Source organism: Chitinophaga sp., assembly GCF_035538455.1.
GTDB lineage: Bacteria > Bacteroidota > Bacteroidia > Chitinophagales > Chitinophagaceae > Chitinophaga.
Genome location: NZ_DATLKJ010000084.1, coordinates 31,280 through 57,929 on the forward strand (window position 1 = coordinate 31,280; position 26,650 = coordinate 57,929).

21 protein-coding genes are annotated in these 26,650 nt (G+C 44.8%); 12 read left to right on the plus strand and 9 right to left on the minus strand.

Annotated features, from left to right (window positions below):
* Positions 1-66: 66 nt before the first annotated feature.
* Positions 67-1,221: a FecR family protein gene (locus VM802_RS09675; protein WP_325529767.1), complete on the minus strand. Its 1,155-nt coding sequence runs from the start codon at positions 1,219-1,221 to the stop codon at positions 67-69.
* 58 nt (positions 1,222-1,279) lie between these two features.
* The gene (locus VM802_RS09680; protein WP_325529769.1) at positions 1,280-1,891 is read right to left on the minus strand and encodes an RNA polymerase sigma factor; all 612 of its coding nucleotides are present in this window, start codon (positions 1,889-1,891) and stop codon (positions 1,280-1,282) included.
* Positions 1,892-2,168: 277 nt separating this feature from the next.
* Here VM802_RS09680 and VM802_RS09685 point away from each other — a divergent pair, with 277 nt between their 5' ends.
* On the plus strand, positions 2,169-3,131 hold the full coding sequence (locus tag VM802_RS09685; protein ID WP_325529771.1) for an alkaline phosphatase family protein: 963 nt from the start codon (positions 2,169-2,171) through the stop codon (positions 3,129-3,131).
* A gap of 233 nt (positions 3,132-3,364) precedes the next feature.
* On the plus strand, positions 3,365-3,598 hold the full coding sequence (locus VM802_RS09690) for a hypothetical protein (protein ID WP_325529773.1): 234 nt from the start codon (positions 3,365-3,367) through the stop codon (positions 3,596-3,598).
* A 56-nt stretch (positions 3,599-3,654) separates the two neighbouring features.
* Here the strand turns inward: VM802_RS09690 and VM802_RS09695 are convergent, their stop codons facing one another.
* Together VM802_RS09695 and VM802_RS09700 are read right to left on the minus strand one after the other, a co-directional pair.
* Positions 3,655-5,595, minus strand: a complete 1,941-nt coding sequence (locus tag VM802_RS09695) for a S8 family serine peptidase (protein ID WP_325529775.1) — start codon at positions 5,593-5,595, stop codon at positions 3,655-3,657.
* A 714-nt stretch (positions 5,596-6,309) separates the two neighbouring features.
* Complete coding sequence (locus VM802_RS09700) at positions 6,310-7,092, minus strand: NIPSNAP family protein (RefSeq protein WP_325529777.1); 783 nt, start codon at positions 7,090-7,092, stop codon at positions 6,310-6,312.
* 79 nt (positions 7,093-7,171) lie between these two features.
* On the opposite strand from VM802_RS09700, the gene VM802_RS09705 reads away from it, so the two are divergent.
* On the plus strand, positions 7,172-7,378 hold the full coding sequence (locus tag VM802_RS09705) for a hypothetical protein (RefSeq protein ID WP_325529779.1): 207 nt from the start codon (positions 7,172-7,174) through the stop codon (positions 7,376-7,378).
* 131 nt (positions 7,379-7,509) lie between these two features.
* On the opposite strand, the gene VM802_RS09710 is transcribed toward VM802_RS09705, so the two are convergent.
* A complete protein-coding gene (locus VM802_RS09710; protein ID WP_325529781.1) occupies positions 7,510-8,262 on the minus strand; it encodes a hypothetical protein in 753 nt (250 codons plus the stop codon).
* A gap of 446 nt (positions 8,263-8,708) precedes the next feature.
* On the opposite strand from VM802_RS09710, the gene VM802_RS09715 reads away from it, so the two are divergent.
* From VM802_RS09715 to VM802_RS09730, 4 genes are all read left to right on the plus strand, one after another.
* On the plus strand, positions 8,709-10,448 hold the full coding sequence (locus VM802_RS09715) for a thiamine pyrophosphate-dependent enzyme (RefSeq protein WP_325529783.1): 1,740 nt from the start codon (positions 8,709-8,711) through the stop codon (positions 10,446-10,448).
* 8 nt (positions 10,449-10,456) lie between these two features.
* A complete protein-coding gene (locus tag VM802_RS09720) occupies positions 10,457-10,933 on the plus strand; it encodes an MEKHLA domain-containing protein (RefSeq protein ID WP_325529785.1) in 477 nt (158 codons plus the stop codon).
* A gap of 403 nt (positions 10,934-11,336) precedes the next feature.
* Entirely contained in the window at positions 11,337-12,089 is a 753-nt protein-coding gene (locus tag VM802_RS09725; RefSeq protein WP_325529788.1) for a porin family protein, read from the plus strand.
* A gap of 69 nt (positions 12,090-12,158) precedes the next feature.
* On the plus strand, positions 12,159-13,379 hold the full coding sequence (locus tag VM802_RS09730; RefSeq protein ID WP_325529790.1) for a S41 family peptidase: 1,221 nt from the start codon (positions 12,159-12,161) through the stop codon (positions 13,377-13,379).
* A 16-nt stretch (positions 13,380-13,395) separates the two neighbouring features.
* Here VM802_RS09730 and VM802_RS09735 read toward each other — a convergent pair whose 3' ends face one another.
* The 3 genes from VM802_RS09735 to VM802_RS09745 are packed head-to-tail and all read right to left on the minus strand — an operon-like array spanning position 13,396 to position 16,996.
* The gene (locus VM802_RS09735; RefSeq protein ID WP_325529792.1) at positions 13,396-14,106 is read right to left on the minus strand and encodes a LytR/AlgR family response regulator transcription factor; all 711 of its coding nucleotides are present in this window, start codon (positions 14,104-14,106) and stop codon (positions 13,396-13,398) included.
* Complete coding sequence (locus tag VM802_RS09740) at positions 14,107-15,189, minus strand: sensor histidine kinase (protein ID WP_325529794.1); 1,083 nt, start codon at positions 15,187-15,189, stop codon at positions 14,107-14,109.
* A gap of 25 nt (positions 15,190-15,214) precedes the next feature.
* Entirely contained in the window at positions 15,215-16,996 is a 1,782-nt protein-coding gene (locus VM802_RS09745) for a hypothetical protein (protein WP_325529797.1), read from the minus strand.
* A 525-nt stretch (positions 16,997-17,521) separates the two neighbouring features.
* On the opposite strand from VM802_RS09745, the gene VM802_RS09750 reads away from it, so the two are divergent.
* The 4 genes from VM802_RS09750 (at position 17,522) to VM802_RS09765 (ending at position 22,121) form a co-directional block, all read left to right on the plus strand.
* Positions 17,522-19,048: a type III secretion system effector protein gene (locus VM802_RS09750; protein ID WP_325529799.1), complete on the plus strand. Its 1,527-nt coding sequence runs from the start codon at positions 17,522-17,524 to the stop codon at positions 19,046-19,048.
* Between the two features lie 12 nt (positions 19,049-19,060).
* The gene (locus VM802_RS09755; RefSeq protein ID WP_325529801.1) at positions 19,061-19,627 is read left to right on the plus strand and encodes a hypothetical protein; all 567 of its coding nucleotides are present in this window, start codon (positions 19,061-19,063) and stop codon (positions 19,625-19,627) included.
* A gap of 903 nt (positions 19,628-20,530) precedes the next feature.
* Positions 20,531-21,172 carry a hypothetical protein gene (locus VM802_RS09760; protein WP_325529803.1) on the plus strand — a complete coding sequence of 214 codons (642 nt, stop codon included), beginning with the start codon at positions 20,531-20,533 and terminating at the stop codon, positions 21,170-21,172.
* A 25-nt stretch (positions 21,173-21,197) separates the two neighbouring features.
* Positions 21,198-22,121: a lipase family protein gene (locus VM802_RS09765; protein WP_325529805.1), complete on the plus strand. Its 924-nt coding sequence runs from the start codon at positions 21,198-21,200 to the stop codon at positions 22,119-22,121.
* A gap of 448 nt (positions 22,122-22,569) precedes the next feature.
* Here VM802_RS09765 and relB read toward each other — a convergent pair whose 3' ends face one another.
* A complete protein-coding gene (gene relB, locus VM802_RS09770; protein WP_325529807.1) occupies positions 22,570-22,932 on the minus strand; it encodes a type II toxin-antitoxin system RelB family anti-toxin in 363 nt (120 codons plus the stop codon).
* Between the two features lie 590 nt (positions 22,933-23,522).
* Between relB and VM802_RS09775 the strand changes: the two genes are divergently transcribed.
* Entirely contained in the window at positions 23,523-26,642 is a 3,120-nt protein-coding gene (locus VM802_RS09775) for a SusC/RagA family TonB-linked outer membrane protein (protein WP_325529809.1), read from the plus strand.
* The last annotated feature ends 8 nt before the right edge of the window (positions 26,643-26,650 follow it).

Sequence of the window (26,650 nt, forward strand, 5' to 3'; positions counted from 1 at the left end):
ATAAACTCTCCGTCGTGTAGGCATTACATTTTCATACGTGATTGTATTTATCAGTTAATAAATCATTTATGGGAGTATTGTCACTGTTTTGCCGCTCATGGTATAGTGTACACCATTTTCCTCCAGGAACCCAAGGACTACAGACAGATTAACATTCCTGTGCAGGCATCCTCCAACGCGCAGTTCTGGTACTTTGCCAGCATAGACCAGATCTATATCATACCACCTCGAAATGCTGCGCATCATTACGGCGAAATCCGTATTACCCAGTACCAGTTTGTCTTTCGTCCATGCAATTACCTGTTCAGTGTCCACTGCCTTAGATGAAAATGCTCCTGTGTTTTTGTCTATAGTTACCTGTAATCCGGGTTTAACCAATACCTCGTTGTCTTTCGTCTGTATTTTTACCGCCCCTTTTAATAACGTGGTGTTTGTATTTTTTTCATCGTCGTAATCAGTTATGTTAAAGTGTGTGCCCAGCACTACTACCCTGCTATCCCGGAGTTGAACAACAAATGGAACTGCTGCATTGCCGGCTACTTCAAAATAAGCTTCACCCGTCAGTTCAATCTTACGTTCCTTACCTGAAAAAGCGGTTGGGAAACGTATCTCGCTACCTGCATTTAACCATACCTGCGTACCGTCTGCCAGTACCAGCTTGAACTGTCTTCCTCTGGGGGTGGATACTGTATTGAAGACCGGTGTATCAACGGGAAGCTTGTTGTCCGATTGATAGTTAAGCTGATAGCCCGTCTTGCGGAGGGATGCTGTTCCCTGATTCGCTAACAAGCCATCGCTGGCGCTATCCAACAATATCTTACGTCCACCGGATAATGTAAGCGTAGCACCTTGCCTTCCGGGCGGAACGTCAAAGACAACCTCCTTCTCTGCAACCGGTGAAGGGCGGTAACTGATATATCCAAGCAACGCAAACACCAGTATAGCAGCGGCGGCGGCCGCCGCTTTCCACCAACGTAACGCCCGCTTCGGCGTATTCATGTGCTCCCGCATTCCGGCAAACACAAGTTCCGGATCATAGTCTACAGCAGCGCCGGCGTATGCCGGATTATTAAAGGTTTCATCCAGCCATTCGTCCATTACGTCGGCAAACTGATCCTGCCTGATGTAATCGTAAAGCAGCGTAATTTCTTCTTCCGTCAGCTTCTCATCCCTGTACTTACGCAATAATTGCCTGAACTCATTTCTTTTATGGTTATTCATTGATGAGCTGCCATTTACTACTAAAGACGGATGAACGAGGTAAAGGAAAACATCCGTATTAAAAAAAGAAGGAGAAAATATTACTGAGATAGATGAGTCCGATTATAAGCAGACGGTCAGGCTCGCTTACAAGTTCTCTCCGTAGTATCAGGAGTGCTCTGACCATATAGGTTTTGGATGATAAGGGTGAGATCTCCAGCCGTTCCGCTATTTCTTTATGGCTCAATCCTTCCAGGTGGCTCAGCATAAAGACCTGGTGCAGCTTTGGCGGCAGACTGTTGATCGCTCTCATGAGACGGTCGCTCAATTGTTTTTGTTCCAGCACCTGCTGCGGGGAAATTGCTTTGCCGGAAAAATAATGTTCCAGGAACTCTCGGTTGGATTCGCGGAAGACAGTTGTCCGGAGCTGGTCCCTTACTGTGTTCCGGGCAATGGTAAAAAGATAGCTTTTAAAACTTCTTACATCCGTGAGCCTGTTTCTTGTATTCCATATTTTAAGAAAAATATCCTGGCTCAGGTCTTTAGCCAGTTCCGGAGATTTCGTCAGTTGCAGGCAGGCTCCAAATACTTGTTTCCAGTAGATTTCAAACAGCTGCCGGAATGCGTGCTGGTCGCCCTCTGCTATTAACAGCAACAGTTCACGCTCGGTATGTAGGCTATCGTTGTGCAAATGAATTCGTTATGCTATGAAACTAAAAATACGAGTAATTATATAAATTACTATATAGTATCGTGAAAAGTCTACATCTGAAGTATATGTCCGCATTTTTCATCTTTCTCTGTGTACAACTATATTGTAGCATCTGTCAATTTTAAAATTATCCGGTGCGGATGAATGTTAATTGTTAAAATTATTGTTAAGGTCTTCACCACACTTCACCCCAATAGTGGTTGACACCTACATATAGATATAGATGTAGTCAAGTTAAATCTAAATGTTATACCCAATGAAAAAACTATTCGCAATCATTACTACCCTGGCGGTGGTGTCTGTATCTTCCTGCAGCGACCCAAAGGATGTTGGTCCCGCTACCCCATATGAAAACGGGTATAAAACCAAAAACGTGGTCCTTTTAGTAGTGGATGGGCCACGCATTTCTGAAACATGGGAAGATTCTACAAAGCAGCATATCCCCAACCGTGTCAGGTTATTGAAAGATGGAGTGTTCATCAGTAATTTTATGAACAATGGCACGACCAATACCAATCCCGGACACAGCGCTCTTTGCAGCGGAGTATATGAGGATATAGCGAATGATGGTACGGAGTTGCCTGGTTATCCATCGGTAATGCAGCAATGGTTAAAATATACCGGAGCCGATAAAACCAAAGCCTGGATAGTAGCATCCAAGGATAAGCTTGAGGTATTAAACAATTGCAAGCTGGCAGACTGGAACGGAAAATACCAACCCAGTGCTGATTGCGGTACAGATGGGAATGGTTCAGATTACAGGAGTGATGTGATAACCATGAACCAGGTGAAAAATGTAATGAAGCGTTATTCTCCGAATATATTAGTGATTAACCTGAAAGATGTAGATGACAGGGGACATAACAAAGATTCCATAGGATACATTAATGCAATTAAAGCAACCGATAAATCCATTACAGAATTATGGGATTATATTCAGGCACTGGGAGAATATAAGGATAAAACAACTTTAATTGTAAGTAATGATCACGGAAGGCATACAGCGGGAACCCGCAGGAATGCCTATACGAGTCATGGAGATGCCTGCAAAGGTTGCCGTCATATAGAGTTCTTTGCTTTAGGCCCCGATTTTAAAAAGAATACAATCATCAATACCAATAACTACGAGCAGATAGATGTTGCAAGCACTATCGCGGAATTGCTGCAGTTTCCTCTGCAATATGCCAAAGGCAAAGTAATAAAAGATGCTTTTAACTAGCGGTAGCATTTAAGCTTTAATTGCCTTTTGTGAAGTGCCAAAGAACCAGACATTTGGGGGCACTTCGCAAAAGGCTTCGTTTTTTTGCAGCTATAATATCCACATATTCTCTCTTATTGGCTGTTGTTACATTGCACAGAAGATTTATAATTTAGCGCCACTGTAATCTCCTTAACCCGATCCCCTGCTGTTAATTTCATAACCACTCACATCAACCTTAAAATTCTGTATTCATGAGAAATTATGTTGGTACTGTACTCAGCAGACGTGAATTGAAATCCATTAATGGCGGCACAATGAAACGCATAGGTTGCAGGCAAGACGCCGGCATGTGCCTCAGCGACTCGCCCTCCGCGAATTATTATTGTAATGCTTACTGTAACGATTTATGTAACTGGAACAATTGTGGCGCCGGGTTAGGCTCCTGTGTGGCGGAATATTGCATTTGCGGATGCACACGCCGGTAACCGGGGTTTATGAGACATCCCAGACTAATAACTATTAGCCTGGGATGATATACCTTTTACTGTCTTATAAACAGGAATTTCTGTGCGTTGGAAGTATTGGTGGTCCATATCTGTACTTTGGTGCCGTTAGCCGTACCGCTGCCATTTATGTCCAGTTGTGATGCAGGTGCACAGGCCGGAGAGAGCGTATAATAACCACTTCCTCCCACACTTTTGATCAGCCACTTCTGTGCGTTGGTGTTGTTATCATTCCATATCTGCACCTGTGTTCCATCAGCAGTGCCGCTGTTGCTTACATCCAATGCCTGTGCGGAAGCATGCACCGGCTTCAACTTGTAGTAGCCGCCGCCCACACTGGTAACAATCCATTTCTGGTTGTTGCCAAGGGGAGCATTAGCGGTCCAGAGGTTTACTTTGGTTCCATCTCCGGCGCCACCGCCCTCAACATCCAGCAGGCTGGTGTTATTGGTAGCCGCAACGATGGAGTATGTAGCACCGGAAACAATATCTATGTTATCGGGGCCGCCCAGTGCAACGATGGCGGCTTTAATATTAGGCAGTGGTCCGATATGACCGCCGCTACCCTGCGACGTACCGGTTCTTATCAGGAGGTCCCTAATATCTCTTGGCGCCAGTACCTGTCCGGTTCTGGCCTTATACCATGATTGAACAGCTACTACAGCAGACGTTACAATCGGGCTTGCGGAAGACGTGCCGGAGAAGCTGTTTGTATACTGTGCATTAGGGCCACCGTTAAACAGGTCTGCGCCGCCACCGGAAGTGGTGACTTTCCAATCGCCCCAACCCTGCACGTGTACTACGCTGCCGTAAGTAGAGAAGGAGGCCTTATCGCGGGCGGTCTTAGTACCGGCTCCGACTATAATGGCGCCATTGTCACCTCTGGCTCTGTAGCTGTCATAAAAGGCGCCGTCCAGGTTCTGATTACCGTTACCTGCTGCAGCCACGACCACAATGCCTGCATCTGTAGCAGATTTGGTGATATCCCAGACTGCCTGTTCATAGTCGGCCGGAGCGTAGTTGTTTTCGCCCCAGGCCTGCATTTCGTAGAGGAAAACATCGCCTCTTCTGAGCCGGGTTAGCCCTTCAGCAATTCCGCCTGCGCGGCCACGTACGCGTTCTGATACAATGTAGCAGGCATCTGCACCGTATACCATACCGGTTACGCCGAAGTTGTTTTTCTGTCCCATCAGGATACCGGCAACAGCGGTACCGTGATCTTTAAAATCATCGTTTGGAGGAGGAAGTACTTCCTGGCATGTTGTTCCGATGAGGTCTTCATGGTTTCTGTTATAGCCCCATTCGATATCGGCTATCCGGATACCGGCGCCGGTAACGCCGATAGACCACGCATATTCTGCATTGATACCGCGAACATTAACGTCGCTGTTGTCTGCCTCGTTCTTGTAATATTGCTGCCAGGTGAAGTCAGGCGTAACTGGCGGTGGCGGTGGTGTCACCGGCTCCAGGGATGCATATTCCACCATATCGAGTTTTTCGAACTCATTGGCGAGATTCAGCACATCTCCGGGTGACATATCCGGTGCTTCGCGCACATACATCATTCCCCTGAAAGCGTAACGATCAAACGCGCCGGGTTCCGGCTGTGCTTTCCGGCCTTGCAGCATCGCTGCTTTTTCATCAGGATTAAATGGCATTACCTGGTCGTAGGTAAATGAGTAGATGTTCTTTTTACTGCCGTCTTTCTGGCTGCCCCAAGCTTCTGCCCTGGCCGTGGCGCCCTGGTTCGAAAATACCGGCCTGGTCTTCTCAACGCCCAGTATTTCTTCTGCCTTGAACTTTACAATCAACCGGTACTTACCGACGCCGGGAGCAATGTGATTCTGGCCTTTAAGACCTTGGGTGATAACTGTCTTTTCATTGTTCTCCGTGGTTCCGGCGGGCGTTACCTGCGGATTTTTTGTACATCCTATGATACTGAGGCACAGGATGACAGGAAACAGGAATTTTCTTTTCATAGTTTTTCAATTTTCATTTAAAGGTTACGGATGGTTTCATTTCTTATGGAGGTTTCAATCTACAGTAGGGAGTTTGATTGGGTTGATATGATTAAACGTGAAATAAAAGCTATGGTTTCGTGTTGCAATTACAAGTATACAACTACAGCCTGCGAAACAGAGAGGGGTGACATCCCCTGAAAACAGGAATAAAACAACCCACTAATTACAGGGGGGAGACTTACATCTTGTATTAAAGGGGCGCCATTACATTTCACAGAAGATCTATAATTTAGCGTCACTGTAATCTCCTTGCTCCGATCTTCTGCTGTTAACTTTATTACAAGACCCACAGCCCTGATATTATTCACCTTAAAATTCTGCATTTATGAGAAGTTATTTTGGTGCTGCACTCAGCAGACATGACTTGAAATCCATTAAAGGCGGCGCTATGAGGCGTGCAGGTTGCATCGTTGATGCCGGCATGTGTTCAAGCGATTCGGCCACTGCGAATCGTCAGTGTAATACTTATTGTAACAATTTATGTAACTGGAATAATTGTGGGCACGGGTTAGGTTCCTGCCTGCTGGATTATTGCATTTGCGGCTGCTCACACCGGTAACCTGGAAATTACTGCCGGGATGATAAGACGGTAAGAAACAAATTATTGCAAACACCCGGTAAAACATGCACTGTGGCGTGTTTTACCGGGTGTTTACTGTATTGGGTCAGTAACTATATCTGCGAATATGATGCGGGGACCAGAAAGGTGTTGCTGATTTTAGAAATAGTATTGGCATACTGGGGATCTGCTACGAGCTTTTTCCATTCGGGGTCGGCAACGAAAGCGGCCCATCCTTTGCTGCGTTCTTCCATGTTGTTGCAGGTGAGCATATAGGTGAGACGGGGCATTTTGTCGCCGGCAATGACTTCTCCGAAGAACACGGGGTTCAGGTTTGCCCGTTGGAAAATGGGGTACTCTCCGTCATTGAACATTTTGATTTTTCTTCTTACGGCATCTTCGCTATACCCTTCATAGGTTCTTAATTCAAAGATCCGGGATTCACCTGAAGGGGGCACGAGTGCAGGCCAACCATCAAAGGCCAGCATCAGGGAAGCCGTAAAGCGGTTGTACAGGGGTTTGTCGGCCGGTACGTTGTTATATGCTGCGCTGTTCTTCACATAATCTGCATCCGTTTTTAATTTTGTATTTACGGAGAGGTAGTTGTCGAGAGATGCGAAGGGTGTCAGCAGGTAGAACTTAGCGGGTTCGGAAGGGTTCCATTCTTTAAAGACGCCTACTTTCTTTACACCATATTTGTTCAATGCGGGGATGAGCGCTGTCTTAAAATAGTTCTCCAGTTGCGCCTGGTCGGAAGCAAAGCGCATTTCATATTCACGCCATTCATAGACCTCCTTTTGTGTTGCATATTTTTCGCCGGCTATTGCCGGGCTGATGTTAGCCGCTATACCAGCCGTAACCGCCAGTGAAGATTGGAGAAATTTCCTGCGTTGCATAGTGATCCTGTTTTAGTTTTAATGTGTATGTGGAATCGTGTGATAAGTTAGCAACAAAAATGGCATTATACAAACAAGGGTGGTATTTATTCCTGTCAATGCAGATACATTCAGCGAGCGCCGGGATACCGGTTTGCAGGTATTCTTTGCGGCCGACTTTAGCTGTAATGTTGCGAGATATGGCTACTATCTGTATAGTAAAGGTGGACTTGATGCGGGGATGTTCTTTAGATGGGAAGGTGTGCAGAATAGTGGTTATGAAGTAGCTTTTAGCGGTAAGAGGTAAGTAATGAAAAAAGAGGGGCTGCTTTCAGCCGGCACGACTGAAAGTAAAGATTGTTGGTTTAGCAGCCGGGTGTGTGGATCAAGGGTAGTTATTTTTATTCATGAGTATACAAATGTCAGGCATTGGATGGTTTATTCCCGTTGGGTGACGTGCGGCAAGGATTGTGCAGCTGCTGTGGATAGGATCTCCTTGAGTAGTTGCGCTAATCCGGGGTGTTTGGGAGTTATTTGTTCATGGGTTTGTGGTGGTTGTACGGCAATAATATCAGCTGCCAGGTATTTTCTGTTGCCGGAAGGCCTATTATCCTGTATGCCTCTTATCTGCAGGACGACTACCAGTGTTCCATTACCGGGGATGTCTACATCGCAGGCGGCGCCTTTAAAGGATTCGCCGGTGTTTACGATGAGTGCAGTGCTTTCTGTACCGATTACCTGGTGTGTTGTGAAGTTGACACGGGCGGCGATTACTTTTATTTCCAGTGCGTCGATGCCTTTATATGCGGGCAATGCCTGAGGCGGGATATGCAGGATACCATCCCGTGAAAGCTTAGGCGGGAGAGCGAGGAACCTGTCTGTTCCCGCATGCCGGTTGAACCGGAAGCCGGTGATATTTTGGGTATCGTGGCCGGCGGAGGGAATGAGCGCGCCGGTTAGCCTGTTGATATGCCCGGTGTCGCAGCTGACTTCCATTCTGCCGGAGAAAGCGTTGCGGATGAGCGCCCCTCTCCTGCTGGCCATGCCAAATCGTTGTGCGGCCCTGCGGGTGGCGGTTGTTTGCCGCACTTTATCGGGCATGCTGCGCAGGAAGTGTTTACCTCCGCGACTGTAACCGATCAGGTTACCGAGCCTGCCCGTGAAGGTGATGATTGAAGTCTGTTTTGCCATAACGATTGTATATTTAGTTCTACTTAAAGATAACACTATCGGGTGGAAGTCGTTGATACTATTTCTATCTGTGCCTGTGGCAGCGGCATCGTATTTCTTTATCATTTGTTGTAGTATATATCGTACAAAAATTCTTCGTTCATCTGAAAAATTATTACGCCAAAATATATCCCTGCTGCTGTTTCATTAAAAACACCCTTTGCAGCAGCTAAAAAATCATCGTGTTTAGCATAGCCATCTGTGTGTTATTTTACGATGCAGATTGTTAAGCGCGATTGCTGTCTGCCAAATACGACTTATCTTGTATTGTCAGTGAGCGTGAACCATGTATCCGTAAAATCCTTTTTAAAAACCATATCAGATATCCTTTCTTACAAGTTCTTGTACCGAAAAAATACGCGATAGTTTTTTGTCAATAAACCAGTTTCAATTTTAACCACTATTCTATGACGACCAGTAAACTTTGCGCAAGTCCTCCTTGTGTGGTGGACAATTATCAGTTCATTATTGACACCCTTACCGACTGGGGCATCACCTTATACACCGGCGTTACGGGCGGCGGTGTTATTCACCTGTTAAAGCACCTGCAACCACTGGATGACCTGCTTGCTGATGACCCGTCATTTCTGACGTTGGGGGAATACAGCGCGGGATTTGTTCCGTTGGGTTATTACCTGGCAAGCGGTAAAGTAGCTGCCGCCGTGGCCACTACCGGCGCTGCCACCAAATTGATCGGCTGCGGATTAAGCGATGCCAAGCTGCACGACATTCCTGCTGTGTTTATTGTACCTGTTTCCGGTAGTAATACAGAAGGGTTTTCACCGCTACAGGATACGTCCATATATGGCAGTAATATCGTGGCGCAGTTGCGGGCAGAATTGGGAGATGCTGTTTTTGTACTGAATGATCCGTTTTTGTTAAGCACGCAGCTGGCCGCTGCAAAAGCTACCCTGGACCGTTCTAAACCAATTGTATTGGTATTAGACAATGAAGCTGTGGGAAGTGCAGTGACGGACCATATTATGCCCCTGCCTGAAAAAGCGCCTTTGGTGGAAGAAGACTACCTGGATGCTTTTGTGTCTGCCTTCCGCCAGGCGGTGCATGATAAACGCATAGTGATTTTAGTGGGGGAAGAGATGGCGCGTTATCCTCATGCAAAGCGGCTCACTACGCAGCTTTGTGAGCAGTTGCAGGCAGCAGCCATCTGGAGTATCAATGGCGCCAATGCGGTGAGCCAGGATAATCCTTACGGTTACGGCTATATTTCCTTTGGCGGAAATGATAAGGCGATGTCACTGTTTAATGCTCTTGGCGAGCAGGATGTGCTGGTAGTGCTGGGCGCTTGTCCGGACGAATACACGATTAACTTCAGTGGGTTTAAGGCGGCTCACACTTTTTTCCTGGGGAATATTTTCCGGGCGTATGGCCTCGTGGAGAATAGTCTGCGTCATGTGGCTACCGGAGGATATGATCATATTTGCGGGCCATTGGATGTTTTATTAAGCGCGCTGATAAGTGCGGGGCAACGTTACCCTTTCACTAACAGACCTGTTCCGCCAGCGCCGGCAGATCTGAACGACCGGCCATTTGCGGTTCCACGGGAAGGGTATGTAAATATGGCCACCTTATACCAGCGCCTCCATGCCTGGTGGCCTGCTCACTCGCTGGGAATAGATGATGTTTGCCTGGCTTATAAGGACCGGCAGTATGTAACGCAACGGCCTAACGACCGTATCGATTTTTATTCACTCTATCGTGGTTCTGCTATGGGAGGGGCTTTCGGTGCCGCCGTAGGTGCGAAATTATCTGATCCTAACCGTTCTGTTTTTCTGTTTACCGGCGACGGATGTTTCCGTCTGTTTTCTGGTTCTTTGGGAGAAGTGAGCCGACTGGGTATTGTTGTTTTTCTACTGAACAATGAATCGTTATCTATCGTTGAACAGGGTCTGGGTAAAGTATTACCTGACATTGCCACACCGCATTACCATGCGCGTGTAGCGGCTATTGATTATTGTGCCATCGCCAGGGCCTGCGGATGGGAAGCGGCGCGGCTACAGCCGGATCTGGGTAACCTGGAAGCGCTGTTGCGCCGTATGGAGATAGACAAACCACATTCCCTGCTGATAGAAGTACCCGTAGATCACCAGCAGGAGCTGGGTCAGAATCCCCGTCTTAAAAATTTATAACGACTGCAATGACATCCTCTTTTCTTCCATTAATTACGCAGATAGATCATAATTTCCTGGACCGGAATGGCAGTGGGCTTCCTGTGCCGCCGGGCATTCCAGCACGTTCACAATGGCTGCACGAAGAAGCGCCTTATGCTATACTGGCACATGGAACGGGTGCTGATCCATATTTCATCTATGCCAATCAATTTGCATTGTCATGTTTTAAATACGGCATAGCCGAATTGTTACAGCTTCCCTCGCGGCTAAGTGCAGCGTCACAGGACAGGAGTGAACGGGAACGGTTGTTACAGGACGTAACGCTTCATGGCATTGCCTATAATTATAGCGGTCCGCGCGTTGATAAATACGGACATACCTTCACGATCTATGATGGGGTAGTATGGCGGTTGAGCCGGCCTGACGGATCGCCATCCGGGCAGGCGGCGCTTTTCTGGAACAGTGAACGGGAAAGGCCTGCCTGGTACAGGGGTATCAGGTAGGATTGCGGGCGATCAAAGCGTATATTTTTCCCGCGGAGGCGCAAAGAAGTAAAAAATTTCAGCAGCGAAGACCGGAGCGAGATTTTTAAGCCCGCAAAGTAGCGAGATGATAGTAGATATTTTAGCAGCGAAGACCGAAGCAGATTTTTAAAAATTTGCTCCGGTCTTCGTACAGGTGTTAATAAACGATTAAAAAGTGTTAACCATTGATTAGTTATAACAAACTCCATTTACTACATTTATGATATAAGACAAGCTATTTTAGCAGGAAACCAATAGATAAGTGAAGAACAACACCCGTTCAGCGCAATTTTTTATCGTGAGCATTCTTTCAAATCTAACACCCTAATCACCCAAAAATAACTTAAAGCAAATCTCAACCAAACAGTTAAACAATTATTTTATGGAAAGAAAACAATCTGCGTCTCCATTTTTTGGAGCACTATTATGCTTTTGTTTGCTTACGCAATTGCATTCTTCAGGGCAAACTATTTCTCTTGGTATTGAAACCGGCTACAACCGAAATCATGTATCCACCAATTCGTCGCCTTACTTTTTCACTACCTATAAAAGTATGGGAGGGGCAAACGTAGCGGTTCCGGTACAACTCAAATTAAACTCATGGTTCGGCGTACAGGTTGCACCAACATTTATTCAAAAGAATTACAAGCTGGAACGAAGTGATTATTACAAAGGTCAATATCAGGAATTCCACAATAATTATTTTCAGCTTCCCGTAATGGCGCAGTTTTCCTATGGAATCAGACAATGGGAAGGCTTTGTAAGCCTGGGTACTTATACCGCTTATTGGAGCAGTGGCAGCACCAAAGGCAGGCAGCCTTCGATGTGGAATACCGGCGATGCGTCTGCCCAATACCAGTATACTATTTTCGCAGCTAACGGCCCCCAGGAATATAATGAACCTTATCATTTTGATGACCGGAAAGATAACCGATGGGAGTTCGGGTTATTAGCCGGTATCGGGGCACAATATGCATTTCCCCACTGCAGCAAAATTTACATTGAGGGGAGACTCTATTATGCGTTAACCGATCAGCAGAAAAACTATATGATCAACCAGGTACCCAGATATAACACGACCACCAGCATCTCAGTAGGTTACCTATACACTTTACCTTGCCGCAGGATGTTTTAAGTAAGTGTAATAAATAAACACTCCTCGTTTTTAACCACTATCATACCATCAAATTTAAAGCTTACTTATATGAACAGAATAATTATAATAATCAGCCTTAGCCTTGTATTACTGGCAGGATTATCTGCCTGCAGGAAGGAATTACCGGAATTAAATCCTTCCAACAAATATATCATCGCAGATTACAATGCGGTATTTAATGCATTCTGGAATGGCATGAATAATAACTATGTGTTCTGGGATATAGATACTACTAACTGGGATAATATGTATAAGATTTACCAACCACTTTTTGCGCAGTTAAATGGTCTGTCAGCCGATACTGCCGGCCCCAGAGTGTATAGTTATTTTAAAGCTATGACCGATGGATTAATAGACGGGCATTATTTTGCTAATCTGCCAGGGGGGTTAGGATGGTATAATATGTCTCTTTCTCCATCTTATGATCAGCGACGAAAAGAAGGCAGGTATCATCAAAATTATCCGGCGCTTGTCAGCACGGTGAGTAACATATATAGTAGTTATCTTGTTCCGGCATTATCTACCTGGGGGTGGGTATCTCCGGCGAAGGGCGATACATTGGCGGTATTGAGCGGATATATCAAACCTGCCAAGGGACAGGTTGACAGTATCGCTTATTTAAGATTCAACAAGTTCAGATTAGCGCAGCAATACTCCAGTCCTTATATTAAAGCAGCTTTGACAAATTTTTTTGATCATGTAAAAAACAAACAAACCAGCGGATTGATAATTGATTTACGAGGGAATCAGGGAGGATATCTCGCAGATATGCATTTTTTGGTAGGAAATTTAATTACGGAGCCATTACACTGGGGTTACTCAAAGTACAAAAATGGAAGTGGCCGGCTCGACTATACACCCTGGATAAAAAATATTGTTACCCCTCAAACCGGGAGTGTGGCTTTTGACAAACCAATTGTTGTACTGATAGACGGGAATACGATCAGTATGGGAGAAATGACAACGCTGGCATTAAAAGCATTACCTGCCGGAAAGACGACTATCATCGGCGAACGTAGCTGGGGTGGTTTAGGGGGGCTTACTGACTATGATTTCCCCTCCTACTCAGGTGGTATGTTTACATTTGGCACAGGCCCTTATGGCAAGATCTATACCCCCAATGGCCAGACTTGTGATTTAAACAAAATAAACTACGAAGGCAGAGGGATCACACCTGCGATTGTGGTGAATAATGATAGTACATCGATGACGGGTATTACTGATGCCCCATTAGACCGGGCGATAGCATATTTACGGTCACACCCTTAAGCGGGGTTATACGTTATCAGGTCATGATCCTGTCTTTCATCCTATTCATGAATGATTCCCGGTAGCTGGAACCTACCGGGATCATTTGTGTGGTATGCGCCAGGGACAGTGCATTGTTGTGAATCCTGGTAATATACTGTGTAGCGACTACGAAGGATTTGTGTACCCGGATGAACTTACCGGCGGGCAGGCGCGTTTCCAGTTCTTTCAGCGTTAACCTGGAGAGGTATTTTCTTCCGTCGCGGGTAAAGAAGCAGACGTATTGTTTTTGTCCTTCTACGTAGATGATATCATCTGTATTGATGCGCAGGAGGCCTCCCTTAGCGTCGCCATTTACGAAAATATAGTCGTTGCTCTGCTCTGCGGTTTTGTTACTCAGGTCCAGCAGCTTGCGGGCGCTTTGCAGGAAGCGCGGGAATGTGACGGGTTTCAGCAGGTAATCAATAACGTCATTGTCAAAGCCCTGTATAGCGTAATCTTTATAGGCGGTTACCAGTATTACTTTACATCTTCCGTTCAGTAATTGCATAAATTCGATGCCTGACATTTCCGGCATCTGGACATCCAGGAAGACCACATCTATCTTTTGTTCGAATACGAGTTGCAGCGCTTTCACGGGACTGGTGGCAGTGCCTACCAGCTCCAGGAAACCGGTTTGTTCAATATGCATGGACAATAGCTCTATTGCATGTGTTTCGTCGTCTACAATAATACACCGGATCATCATTTATGGATTTATAGTGAGTTCGGCCACGTAATACTGATCATCTTCCATTGTCTGAAAATGATGTCTGGGGCCATATACCAGCTGCAGCCGTTGTTTTACATTTGTCAGGCCGATACCGCTGGACAATTCTTTTACGCTTTTCTTTTTCTTGTTCTGGGTATAGAACCACAACCTCTCTCCCGCTACTTCGATTCTTATATCGAGGGGATTATGTTCATCGTTCAGATCTCCGTGTTTGAATGCATTCTCTACTAATGTGATCAGGACGAGTGGCGGAATACGGATATTGCCGTTATCGATTTTTTCAGAGAAGTGGATTTTCAGGTTATTGTCGAAACGCATCTGATTGATCTCGATTACGTTCTTCATGTGGCTCATTTCGGCGGCGAGGAGCACCACTCCTTCTTTATCCTCATTCTGTTCCAGTGCATAGCGCATGATCTCTGACAGGAGGTTCACGGCGTGCGCCACTTCTGTATTATGCCGCACGGATCTGGTGTAGATGAAATTAAGGCAATTAAACAGAAAGTGCGGATTAATCTGGTACTTAATAGCAGAGAGTTCCGCCATCAGTTTACCTTTCTCCAGTTCATGCAGCCGGACAGCCCTGTCTCGCAGCTCAATGAATATGGCTACGATCAGGCCTACCAGCAGCATGACGATGCCGCTAACGAGCTCCCAGACAGAAAAGTCGTACGCACTGAGATGCTGGCGATCAGCTATACCGCCTTTTATTCCAAATGCATGGTAGAATTCATAAGTTGTCAGTACTGTGCCGAAGAGTATTAAGCGTGCCAGTTTGGGTAAGACCACCCGGAAAGTGATTTTTCTTGTTTGTATGACCGGCAGGAATATCCAGTAAATAAGGAAATAGTAGACGATGGTGCATTTGATGGCATCGTGCAGGATATTGACGGCCCACATCGCGGGTACCGGGCCATAGTTCCTGTAGAGCGCTTCTTTTTGCGTCAGGTATACGATACAGAACACCAGTGTTGTATAGGCGGTATAGCAAAGCAGAATAGCCAGCCATCGTACCTTGTATTTACGTGGAATAGAAAAGTTACTTCGGATCAATCCCATTGGCATGTATGTTTCCAGGCAGTTATTAAAATGATGTGCCGAGGCCGGCATAGAAACCGAAGTCTCCTTTGTTTGTCCAGGCTGCGTCCATCCTTAATTGTAAATGATTCTTAGGATAGAGTTGCTGGCGGAACCCTATTCCATATACTACTTTTAAGTCGGCTATATATTGACGAATAAAGTCGGTTGACCCATCTGCAACTCCTGCAAATATAGTATATCCGAATCTTGGGTCGGCTACGTTGAAGCGGGATCTGTATTCGGCTTGTACAAATGCAACCTGGTTATCCGTGTAGAGGTTCCTGTAGATGCCGCGCAGGGCTTTGTCGCCGGTGAAATAGGGCAGCATATAAAATGGCGGCTGACCGCCCCATGTGAGATCGGCCGCTCCTTGCAGGGCCAGCTGGCGGCCGTTTGCAGGATTGCCTAACGGGAAGTATTTGCGGAGATCTGCTTTTACTTCATGGAACCTGTAATCTCCTGCGTCGGCTATGCCATAGCGCAGATACGCCAGTTGAAGGAACGCGCCGCGGGAAGGCGAGAATATATTATCGCGGTTATCAAGTCTGAGTGCTGCGCCGAGGCCGGCAGCCAGTCCGCCTTCAACGCCGAAGGGCGGGAAGAGCCGGAGGGGTATCTCCTGTTCAAACCTGGCGCGTTTATTATGGCGGATGTCGTACAACAGGCCAAGTCCCAGCTGCTGACCGAACAACCGGTATACTCCGCCACTCAGGAGGAAATTACCGGAGATATAAGGTTGTTTCTTTTTGTAATCGGCATCCATAGCAGTACCGAAATAAAAGCTCCTGGCGTGTATGTTATATTGCAGGTCGGCTGCTATGTACCAACGGTCTTTCAGGTACCTGCTGAGTGAGAATGCCAGCAGCCATTGGTTACCGTAGAAACCGTGGGAAGCCGATACGGTGAGCAATGACGGCCGGTAATACTTACTGCTACGGGTGGGTTGGGCGATGACCGTAAAGCCCAATCCCAGTATTAAACCAGCTTCCGGCATGTAGCCAATAACCGGGGCAGGGAATACTTCCAGCATAGGCGTCGTGTAGTGATGAAAGCGCAGGTCACTGCCGGGGATGGCTTGCAGGGTTATCACCTGCGGTGTTTGGGGTGAGGTGCTGTCGGCGATGCGTAGTGTTCCATCGGTGTCCCAGTAAGGGGTTCCCTGTATATGATCCCGTTCTGCCAGCTGCGTCTTTTCAGCGGGGGACCATACACATAGTTTACCTTTTTTGTCGAGGCTAAAGAGATATTTGCCATCGGGGCGGTAGCTCAATGTCCGGATGGGTGTGTTGTGGCCGTATATTTCGAGGAGGATACTGTCGTTGCGGAGGTCTCTTATCTGTATGACGTTTTTAACGGTGGCGCTGGCGCATATTGTTGGTGAAACGGGATCGAATTCCACCAGCTTTTGTGGTGTGCGTTCCCACAATACCTGTTCTGTTTTGAGGCTTTGGGCATTCAGTATTTTTATCTTCCCTACAGCAGATAATGCGAGCAGGGAGTCGTTGGCATTGAGTGAGAGATGAGGTGAGACGGCGGTGAGTTTTTTCTGGCGGAGCTTTTTCCAGGTATGTGAGTTGTACACCACGAGGTTAGACTCTATGAATGTTTTCCGGTGCAAGAGCCAGGCGGTGGTTCTTGTATGATTAAATCTGGCAGCGGATGTATCTGGTATTGTTGATGTTGCCGTTCGCTGGCCGTAGGCTGTGACGGACGAGCACAAGAATATCAACAGACTGAGTGTGCGTCTTGTGCTGCAAGAAAGGAGTGATACCGTTTTATTAAGCATGATTACCGTGTAAGGGTTCATTAATTTGTTGGCGGCTCAAAAGTATCTGGCAGGAAGGTGTTGTACAAAAGAATGGAACAAACGGGGGGATAGATGGAACGAACGGGGGAATTGGTTGGATGAAAAATATGGAGAGCGCCGACCTGGTTTTAACCTCTTCAACTATAAAATTGCAGATATGACGCTCCACTTCTCAAACGGGGCATTTGATTCTACAAAAGAAAGGATACACGGCTGTCTGATCTAAAATGACTCAGTGTCCATTTATTATAAGTTTTTTTACTTATTATTGTTGAACGCTTTTTTATTCTTTAAGGCTCACCATCAAAGAGGTTACAGGGTGGTATTGCCCCATTCCCAACTAGCTGTTACGGATTATTCACTATCGTTTTTTTGTTGTTTCGTTTGCAAAACACGGAAAAGTGATACATTCTTTTACTCCCAAAAGTTGTTACTGTTTTATGAATAAAACATATCTATCCACCCTCACTCCTATTTTGATTTTACCCCTCAATCTATATAAAAATGAACAAGTATTTACTTTGTATTGTCGTTGTGTTCTTCCTGTCGATCTTTGGTGGTTGCCGGAAAAATGATATAGCGACGGGGTTTGAGAATGACCCTGCTACTTTCCTTAAAGAAGCTCGATCGTATTTTAAAAGCGAGGTACTTCCCACAGCTGCCAATGCGGTGCCGGGAAGAATCAGCGCTTTAACAGAAAGAGCGCTGGTTTGGGACGAGGCCATCGCGAAAAAGTCGGCGTTTGGACGAGGCAGTATTGTTATTGTACCTGTGAAGTATAAGACAGATCTGTACTTCAGATACAATGCGGGTTATGATTATTTATCAACCAGTGAGGCAACGAATGCACTTTTCTATCGGGATAGCCTGGGCAAAATGCATGCAGATGTGATAACCACGATTCCCAACAAAATTGACCCTTATAATCTCTCAGAGACGCCGGAGAAATTCACGGGGAAGATACTGATTGAAACCTGGAATGGCCACGAGATAGCTAACTATGAGTATTTTCCAGATGGGAGTTACAAGTCTTTCTGGAAAAGTGACCCCACGAATGGGAGGATTTCTGTAGATCCGGCTATGGCGATGGGTAAATGTATTATTGATTATTACTACTGTGCAAGCGCTGGCAGTTATAGGACTTGCCGGTATTCATATTCCGTACAAACAGACTGCGGCACTGGTGTTGGCTCAACATCCCCTACTTACACAGGACCGGGAGCGCCCAATCTGCCAGGTGTTGGCGGCAGTATTGGAGGTGGTATTGGTGGTGTGCCTGGCCGCCCGGGTGTAAAGCCAGCTTTCTCAGCGGAAAAGATCACCGTTGATCCATCGGCTCCTACCTGTTTAAGCCAGATCAATACCCAAGTGAACGAGAAGGCCAATTTAATCCAAATGGCCATTAATGCTTTTTATTGGGATGCCAAGGGTCCTTATAATCAAATGGCAAACATGATTTATAAGATCTCAACGGACCCTAACTGGAAGTTAATTATTAAGGCTGCTCCAATACCGGACGAAGTTAACTCACAAGGGAATTTAACGACTCGGAATGCACAAACAATTGGTGTTGGCAGCCATGTTGAAATTACTTTTAATACTAACTATTTAAGGACAGCCACCGATCTCTCTATCGCCAGGACGTTACTACATGAAATGGTGCACAGTTATTTTACATTTGCCCTGGCCAATACGCTGGACCCCGACTATAATACATTCAGGGAGTTAAATACGCTCTTGTTCGTGGATGAAAGTAAAGCAATTGATCGGTCGGTGCAGCATAATCAGATGGCCAACTCCTATATAAAGAATATCTCCTCAATTCTTTATGCCTATACATTGGTTGCTGGAATTAGTTCTCCGAGAGCGGACATGACTATTCAACAGTACTGTGACGCCCTGGCGTGGGGTGGACTTACCGAAACTGAGGCTTACAATAACTACGCCGTTGACAAAAACAATATTCAGGCAATTCTTTTAGCTGAATTACAGAGTAGCCAAGCATCTACGAAAGTTAAATCTTGCAACTAACAACTATTTAACATGAGAAAAGCGATCATACTTTTTTGCCTTTTTCTGATGCATTGTTTTTTAACCAGGGCGCAAGTTAAATATAACCAGGTAGCTGAGGGAATTAATGTTTATTCAAGCGTACTATCAAGAGCTACACCGGACACATTTTACGTCAATTTGTGCACAACAGACAGTTTGCTGAAAGTGTATGATCCAAAGAATTACAGATACTATCTGTTGGATACCCTCCATCAGGCAAAGGCTATAGAGAGCAGTTCCTGGCAAACTTTCCTTAATCAGATTGATGTCAGCAAAGCGCACAACTACTCTATTAACGGTAGATTTAAAACCAAAGGTAACGTCATAAGTTATCCGTGTAGTAATGCGAAGTCTCTTCCCGAATATTTTAAAAAGGGTAAAATACATTATATCTTCTCACCGGTTTTATTATCTGAGGACGAAACCAAAGCAGTACTTGTGGGAGAGATATATGTTGTGCGTGCAGTAGAGGCAGTCAACATGCAATTTTTGGAGAAAAAGGATGAAAGCTGGGACACGGTATTGACGCTGGCAATATATATTGCTGATTTTGAGTAGCCGGCAACACATTCAAATAACAAACGGCCCATAGGTGATTAACTAACGAGCCGTTTGTTTTGTGGTCCAGCGCAGGAACTCGATGCTACTGAGCTGGCATATCTTATAAGTATCTAGTATCAAATGTGTGTCGTGATATTGTCCTATTCCCAATTAACTGTTAGATAGGATGGATGTATGGATATCCATCCCGTTTTATTTACAGGAGTTCATAGGACCTTTATATACACTTCTATTTTTTTAAGAAGGAATCCTAATATTTTTTTTGCTAAATAATACAATATTTGTATAATTGTAACTGTAATTACCAGACAAGAAACAACAGTATTAATAGAATGAGTAAACCCCTTATATTGTTTGATGCCTCTGTAATATCCTGTGATTGAATGTCTGAAGGCATTGACACCCTCAAAAAATCATTATGTTTTACATCTTTTTTTATTTCCCCGGTTATTGTTCATCTTGAGCAAAATGTTTTATTGTATTGTTCTGTTGTGGCATCAGTTCAATAAACCGCTGTAGTATCTATGATACCGGAGGAATATTTCCTGGTAACTACAAAAATTGCCATCAATACAATATTCTAACAGATCACTACCGACCCAATATTCTACGTATTCCGTAATGGTTTATCGTATCCATCCAGGCATTCAGGCTAATAAGTTTCAATTATATGTAGTCACCCCAAAAGGAGTATTATCATGATACCTAATTAATATCAGGAGACATCGATAAACAGTAATACACAGAATGAGCTAACAGATTGAATTTGTGAATAATTATAGAAGTGTTGGGAACTATTATCCGAAGAGAGCGTGAATATGGTGGCAGAAAATGTTAGTCTTTAAACGGAAGGAAGATTCATAATTAATAATTTCTTTTAATCTCTAAATCATAAACAGTATGATTCCAGTAAAAAAAACATGGAAGGATAAAACTAATGGGGTTTCCAAGATCGAAAGACTAAATTTTGACGGAGACCGTTTTTGGGAGAAATGTACCATAACAATAGTTGGAAAGAATAAGAATGGTCTTTTTGGTGCTGTACAAAAATTTATCGTTTATCTCAATGGGAAAAAAATTTTTGGTAAGTATCTTCATGGTAAAGAAGTTATTACAAGAACAATAAATTCCGATAAAGGCTTTAGTGTTACAGGAGAAATGTCGAGTGAATTTCTGACAAGTACAGCAGATGGTTCTGTCACAGTTGAGTGTACCTACAAGGAGTCAAGTGTTCTTAAATCCAAATCTGTAACATGGAAAGATGGGGGTGTTGTAACGATTATGGAGCGCTTGTTTCTGGATGCTACAGAAACCTGGAAAAAATGCGAGGTATTGGTTGAGGGCTATCAAAACGGCGCCAACCACTTTAGCTTGCAATTGATAAGAGATGGATCATTGGCTGATGATAAACCGAAGACTCAGGAATTGTTTGGCACAGGTTCCCGACTTTATACTTATGATATAAATGCAAAAGAAACCTTGTTGGTTTCAGGTTATTTTATAGCAGGTGGGGGAAAAGTGACATTAACCGGATTTTATTAAAAAGATTAACAATTAAATTCAAATTATGGAAAAGATGATTTTACATATGTGGGATGCATCCTTACTGGCGGGATCTATAAATAACACTACTATTGATACAAAAATCCATGAGGGGTATAATAAACCTGTGATTAAGACAGTATATTCGGATCTGAAAGTATATAATCGAAAGGTTAATCTTGGTCATCCGAATTTTCCTATATCACATACCGGATTCGTGGCAAGAGCAGCAACCGTAGCTGGAAAAGTCCCGGTTATTTCATTCAAAGGAACGGATGGAAGCAAAGATGGGTTTAATAACCTGCAGGCCTATTGGACAAAATTTCTGGATGGGACTGATGTTCATACTGCATTCTATGCGGCAGCAAATGCATTGTATGTGGATATTTTGGGAGACAAAGTAGTAAAAGATGCGCTAAAGAATAATGAGCCCATATATCTTACAGGGCATAGTAAAGGAGGAGCTATTGCTACTTTAATAGCCCGAATGATCGCTTCTAATAAATCCGGGATAAAATTAAATGTATACACATTTGGTGCACCGAGAGTAGGTAGTATTCAATTTGCAAAGAATTATGAAGCTCATAAAAATATAGATCATTTGAGGGTCGAATCGTTTGGTGATTTAATTCCTCATTTACCACTTGACACAGATGAGTATAAGCTTCCAAACTCATTTCTGGATTTTATACCAAAAATATTCATTCCCAACTTTTTGCACAAATATGCTTCTGTGGGGAAATACCATCCTGTAAATTATGATCGTGATACATATAATAAGGAAAGAATAAAACCCGCTAAATCAAAAATAGGAACATCTCAAAATGATCTGAATGCATATTATGCGGCATTTAAGGATGTTAACAGAGATAAGAATATTTTTGGAGATAAACACGGCGTTTATTTTCCCTCCTATGAAACAAATAGAAGCGTATCTCTGAGAAATTGAGAAATCCTCCACTTGTCCATCATTGATTTTTTTCTAATCAATAATCTCTCTGTTTATTTATTCAGGGGTTGCTCCAAAATAGCCAGCCATTTTTTCCGGATGTCTGAAGGGGAGCGGTCATTATTTAAGCGATACTCAAAGTCTACCGATACTTTTGGGTCAATCCCTGAAATTACTTTTCATATATTCACCCACTCATAATATCCAGCACTTATTCCATAAATACCTGACAATATTGCTCAAAATGATAAAGGCAAAAGCCGGATGAACAAAAGCTGATAGCGCCGGCAATAACATCCGATTACACGTTATATGTTACGTGTGCAGTGCTGACAGCCGATATGCAATTCCTGGGAAAAGGGGGTAAAAGCTGGAATACTACATTGCCACTGGTAATCTCTATTGTTCACTATGAATAGCTGTTACATTTGCTATCTCATCATATGCTTTAGTTTTTTTTCTCTTGTTCCTGTTTTAACATCATTTCTAACAGTTCGATACGTTTACGTTCTGTGGCTAACAGTTGATCGTACAGGTCGACAATTTTTTCGATGGGATCAAACTGGTAGCTGATTACATTAGCGGGGGGGTCCTGTACATTATTTGTGATAGCTTCTTCTGTGAAGTTGCGGATCACTTCTGGTGAAACTTCGAGGGCGGCGGCAACTCTTTCCAGCCGTTCATCGTCCATCGATTCACAGTTTTCAATTTTTGACAACGCCTGTTGCGTTATTCCCAAACGCCACGCGAGGTCAGCCTGCTTGATACCACGGATTCCTCGCAGGCGCGCTATTTTCTGACCAATGTTCATAGGAAGAATAAATTTGCCGATAAATGTACGTTTAAGCAGTCAAATAATAAACGGTCCGAACTTTTTTTTCAATGATTTCATTCACAACCTCGCAGCCGTATAAAACAACTACTGTCATTGTATTTTACATCTTAGAAAATTTGCAATATTCACATTATTATGGAATCTTCGTTTTAGCTTTTGTAAATATTCCCCATATGCCGAAGCAACCGTTACCACAAACCAGCATGATAACATTTCCTTGTTGTTATTCATGTGATGTAGCAATATTTATTTGTGGAAATAAACAGTAAACAATGACTGGCATTTCATTTCGGGTGATTGCTACCAGAGATGTAATGCCGTTTTTAAAACCATTAATTGCAATCGATTTCAAGAAAACTTGATTCTGTAAAAAAGAGCGTTATGAGTTATTATTTCCTGATGAAGGCATCCGGCGCATAGCTGCTACCAGCAATATTCTCCCAGAGAGGCGATAATCGCGTTGTCCTACCCCTGATCTGCCAGATAAGAAACTATCTGCGGAACGGGTTTGCCGTTTCTATAACGAAAACGCATATACGAATTTTATCAACCATCAAAAGCAATTTATGCAACACAAATTTTACGCTGGTATTGTGGCGGCGCTGCTGCTATTATGCTGGTGGCCAGCTTCTGCAGCTGTGGCATTCCAGGCGAGGGACAAAGAAGTAAGAGGCCTGATTACTGACAGCAGTGGCACCCCGATGACAGGTGTAACTGTAGCGGTAAAGAATAAACCTGGCGTAGGTACTGCCTCAGATGAAAACGGGCGTTATATTCTTAAAGTAGCGGATAATGCCACCTTGATATTTTCGATGATGGGATTTACCACCCGGGAAATACCGGTTAATGGCAGGGAGAAGATTAATGTAACGATGCGGCCGTCTCTCAACCAGCTGGGGGAAACGGTGATTGTGGCTTTTGGCAGGCAGAAAAAAGCGGATGTGGTAGGCGCCGTAACGACTATCAACCCGGAGGAATTAAAAGTTCCGGCCAGCAACCTCACTACTGCGCTGGCGGGGCGCATTGCCGGCGTAATCGGCTACCAGCGCAGCGGTGAACCGGGACAGGACAACGCTGATTTTTTTATCCGGGGTGTTACCACCTTTGGTTACAAAAAAGACCCGCTGATACTGATAGACGGCATAGAGCTGACGGTGACTGATCTGGCGCGTTTACAACCGGACGACATCGCCAGTTTTTCCATCATGAAAGATGCTACCGCCACGTCCCTTTATGGCAGCCGCGCCGCTAACGGGGTGATATTGGTGACCACGAAAGAAGGAAAGGAAGGTAAGGCGGCTATCACCCTCCGTGTGGAGAACTCTATTGCAGCGCCCACCCGCAACGTAGCCCTGGCAGATCCTATTACCTATATGCGGTTGAACAATGAAGCGGTACTTACCAGAGATCCACTCGGGCAGCTTCCCTATACAGATCAGAAAATTGATAATACGATATCAGGCATTAATCCTGTCATGTATCCGACCACAGACTGGCGGAAAATGCTGTTTAAAAATTTCACGACTAACCAGCGCGCTAATCTGAATGTGAGTGGTGGCGGTAATGTGGCACGTTACTACGTAGCCGGATCTATTAACAAAGACAACGGTATTCTGCATGTAGACAAGCGGAATAACTTCAACAGTAATATCAGTCTCAAGAGTTATTCGCTACGTTCCAACGTAAATGTTAAAGTCACCAAGTCTACCGATCTGGCGGTACGCCTCAGTGGTTCTTTTGATGATTATACCGGTCCTATCGACGGGGGCGCTGACCTCTATAAAAAAGTAATGCGTACCAACCCGGTATACTTTCCTGCTTATTACCCGATGGATGCAGACCATCAGTATGTGCAGCATATTATGTTCGGCAATTATGACGACGGCAGCGGTAAGTACCTGCTGAACCCCTATGCCGACATGGTGATGGGTTATAAAAATTATTCCCGCTCTATGATGGCGGCGCAGTTTGAGGTAAAGCAAAATCTCAGCGCATTAACGGAGGGGCTTAGTTTCAGGACGATGTTGAATGTTACCCGGAATGCGTATTTCGATGTTACCCGTTCCTATGACCCTTTCTGGTATTCGGCTGGTTCTTATGATAAATTACAGAACACCTATAAACTGAAATTACTGAATGAGTCGACTGGTACAGAATACCTGGACTATAAACCAGGTGAAAAAACGGTGAGTTCCAATTTTTATATGGAGTCTGCTTTAAATTATAACCGGACTTTTCACAAGGATCATACGCTGAGTGGTTTGTTTGTGTTTATGGTGCGTAACAGTCTCACCGGCAATGCCAAAGATCTGCAGGCCTCACTCCCCTACCGCAACGTGGGCCTGGCGGGCCGTGGCACCTATTCTTATAAAAGCAGGTATTATGTTGAACTGAACTTTGGGTACAATGGGTCTGAGCGTTTTCATCAATCGCATCGTTATGGTTTCTTTCCATCGGTTGGTATGGCCTGGAGTGTATCGAATGAAAAATTCATGGAGTCTTACAAGCGTACGATTTCGAATCTCCGGTTGCGGGCAACCTATGGGTTATCCGGTAACGATGCCATTGGTGGCCCTGAGGACCGCTTTATGTACCTGTCTAATGTCAATATGAATGATGCAGGAAAGGGGGCGGTGTTTGGCCGCGACAATGGCTACACCAGACCGGGTATTTCGCTGTCGAGATATGCAGATCCTGATATTACCTGGGAGCTGGCAAAGAAGGCCAACCTGGGTATTGAGCTGGGATTGTTTGGCAAGTTGGATATACAGGCAGATTTCTATATGGAGCAGCGTAGTAATATCCTTATGACCAGGACGGCGACGCCTGCAACCATGGGCCTTTCCGCGCAACCCAGGGCTAATGTGGGCGCCGCGGAGGGCAAGGGAGTGGATTTATCGGCCGATTACAAGCATTCCTTTAATCCACACTTCTGGATACAGGCGAGGGCTAATTTCACTTATGCCACCAGCAAATTTACGGTATATGAAGAGCCTTCTTATGATGGCGTTCCCTGGAAGCTGCATGTCAACTATCCTATTTCGCAGCAATGGGGATATATAGCGGAGCGGCTTTTTGTGGATGATGCCGAAGCGGCGAAATCTCCCAAGCAAAATTTCGGCGGGTACGGCGGCGGCGACATAAAGTACCATGATGTGAACGGCGACGGCCAGATTACGGAACTGGACCAGGTGCCGCTGGGCTACCCTACTACTCCGGAAATCACGTATGGATTTGGTTTCTCTGTTGGATATAAAGGCTTTGACTTCTCTTCCTTTTTCCAGGGACTTGGCAGGGAATCGTTCTGGATTGATGCCAATGCTACCGCGCCATTTGTTGGGCAGAACCAGCTGCTGAAAGTATATGCTGACAGTCATTGGTCAGAGGAGAACCGGAACCTGTATGCATTATGGCCGCGGTTGAGCACTACTTCGATTGGCAATGACAACAACTCCCAGAAGAGCACCTGGTTTATGCGTAACGGCGCCTTTATGCGGCTGAAGCAGGTAGAGATAGGTTATACCCTCCGTAAGCTGAAGTATGTAAGACGTTTACGTGTATACTTCAACGGTACCAACCTGTTTACCTGGAGCAAGTTTAAACTATGGGATGTGGAGATGGCGGGTAATGGTCTTGGCTATCCGGTGCAGCGTGTATTCAACATGGGCGCCATGGCCACTTTCTGACAATGAGC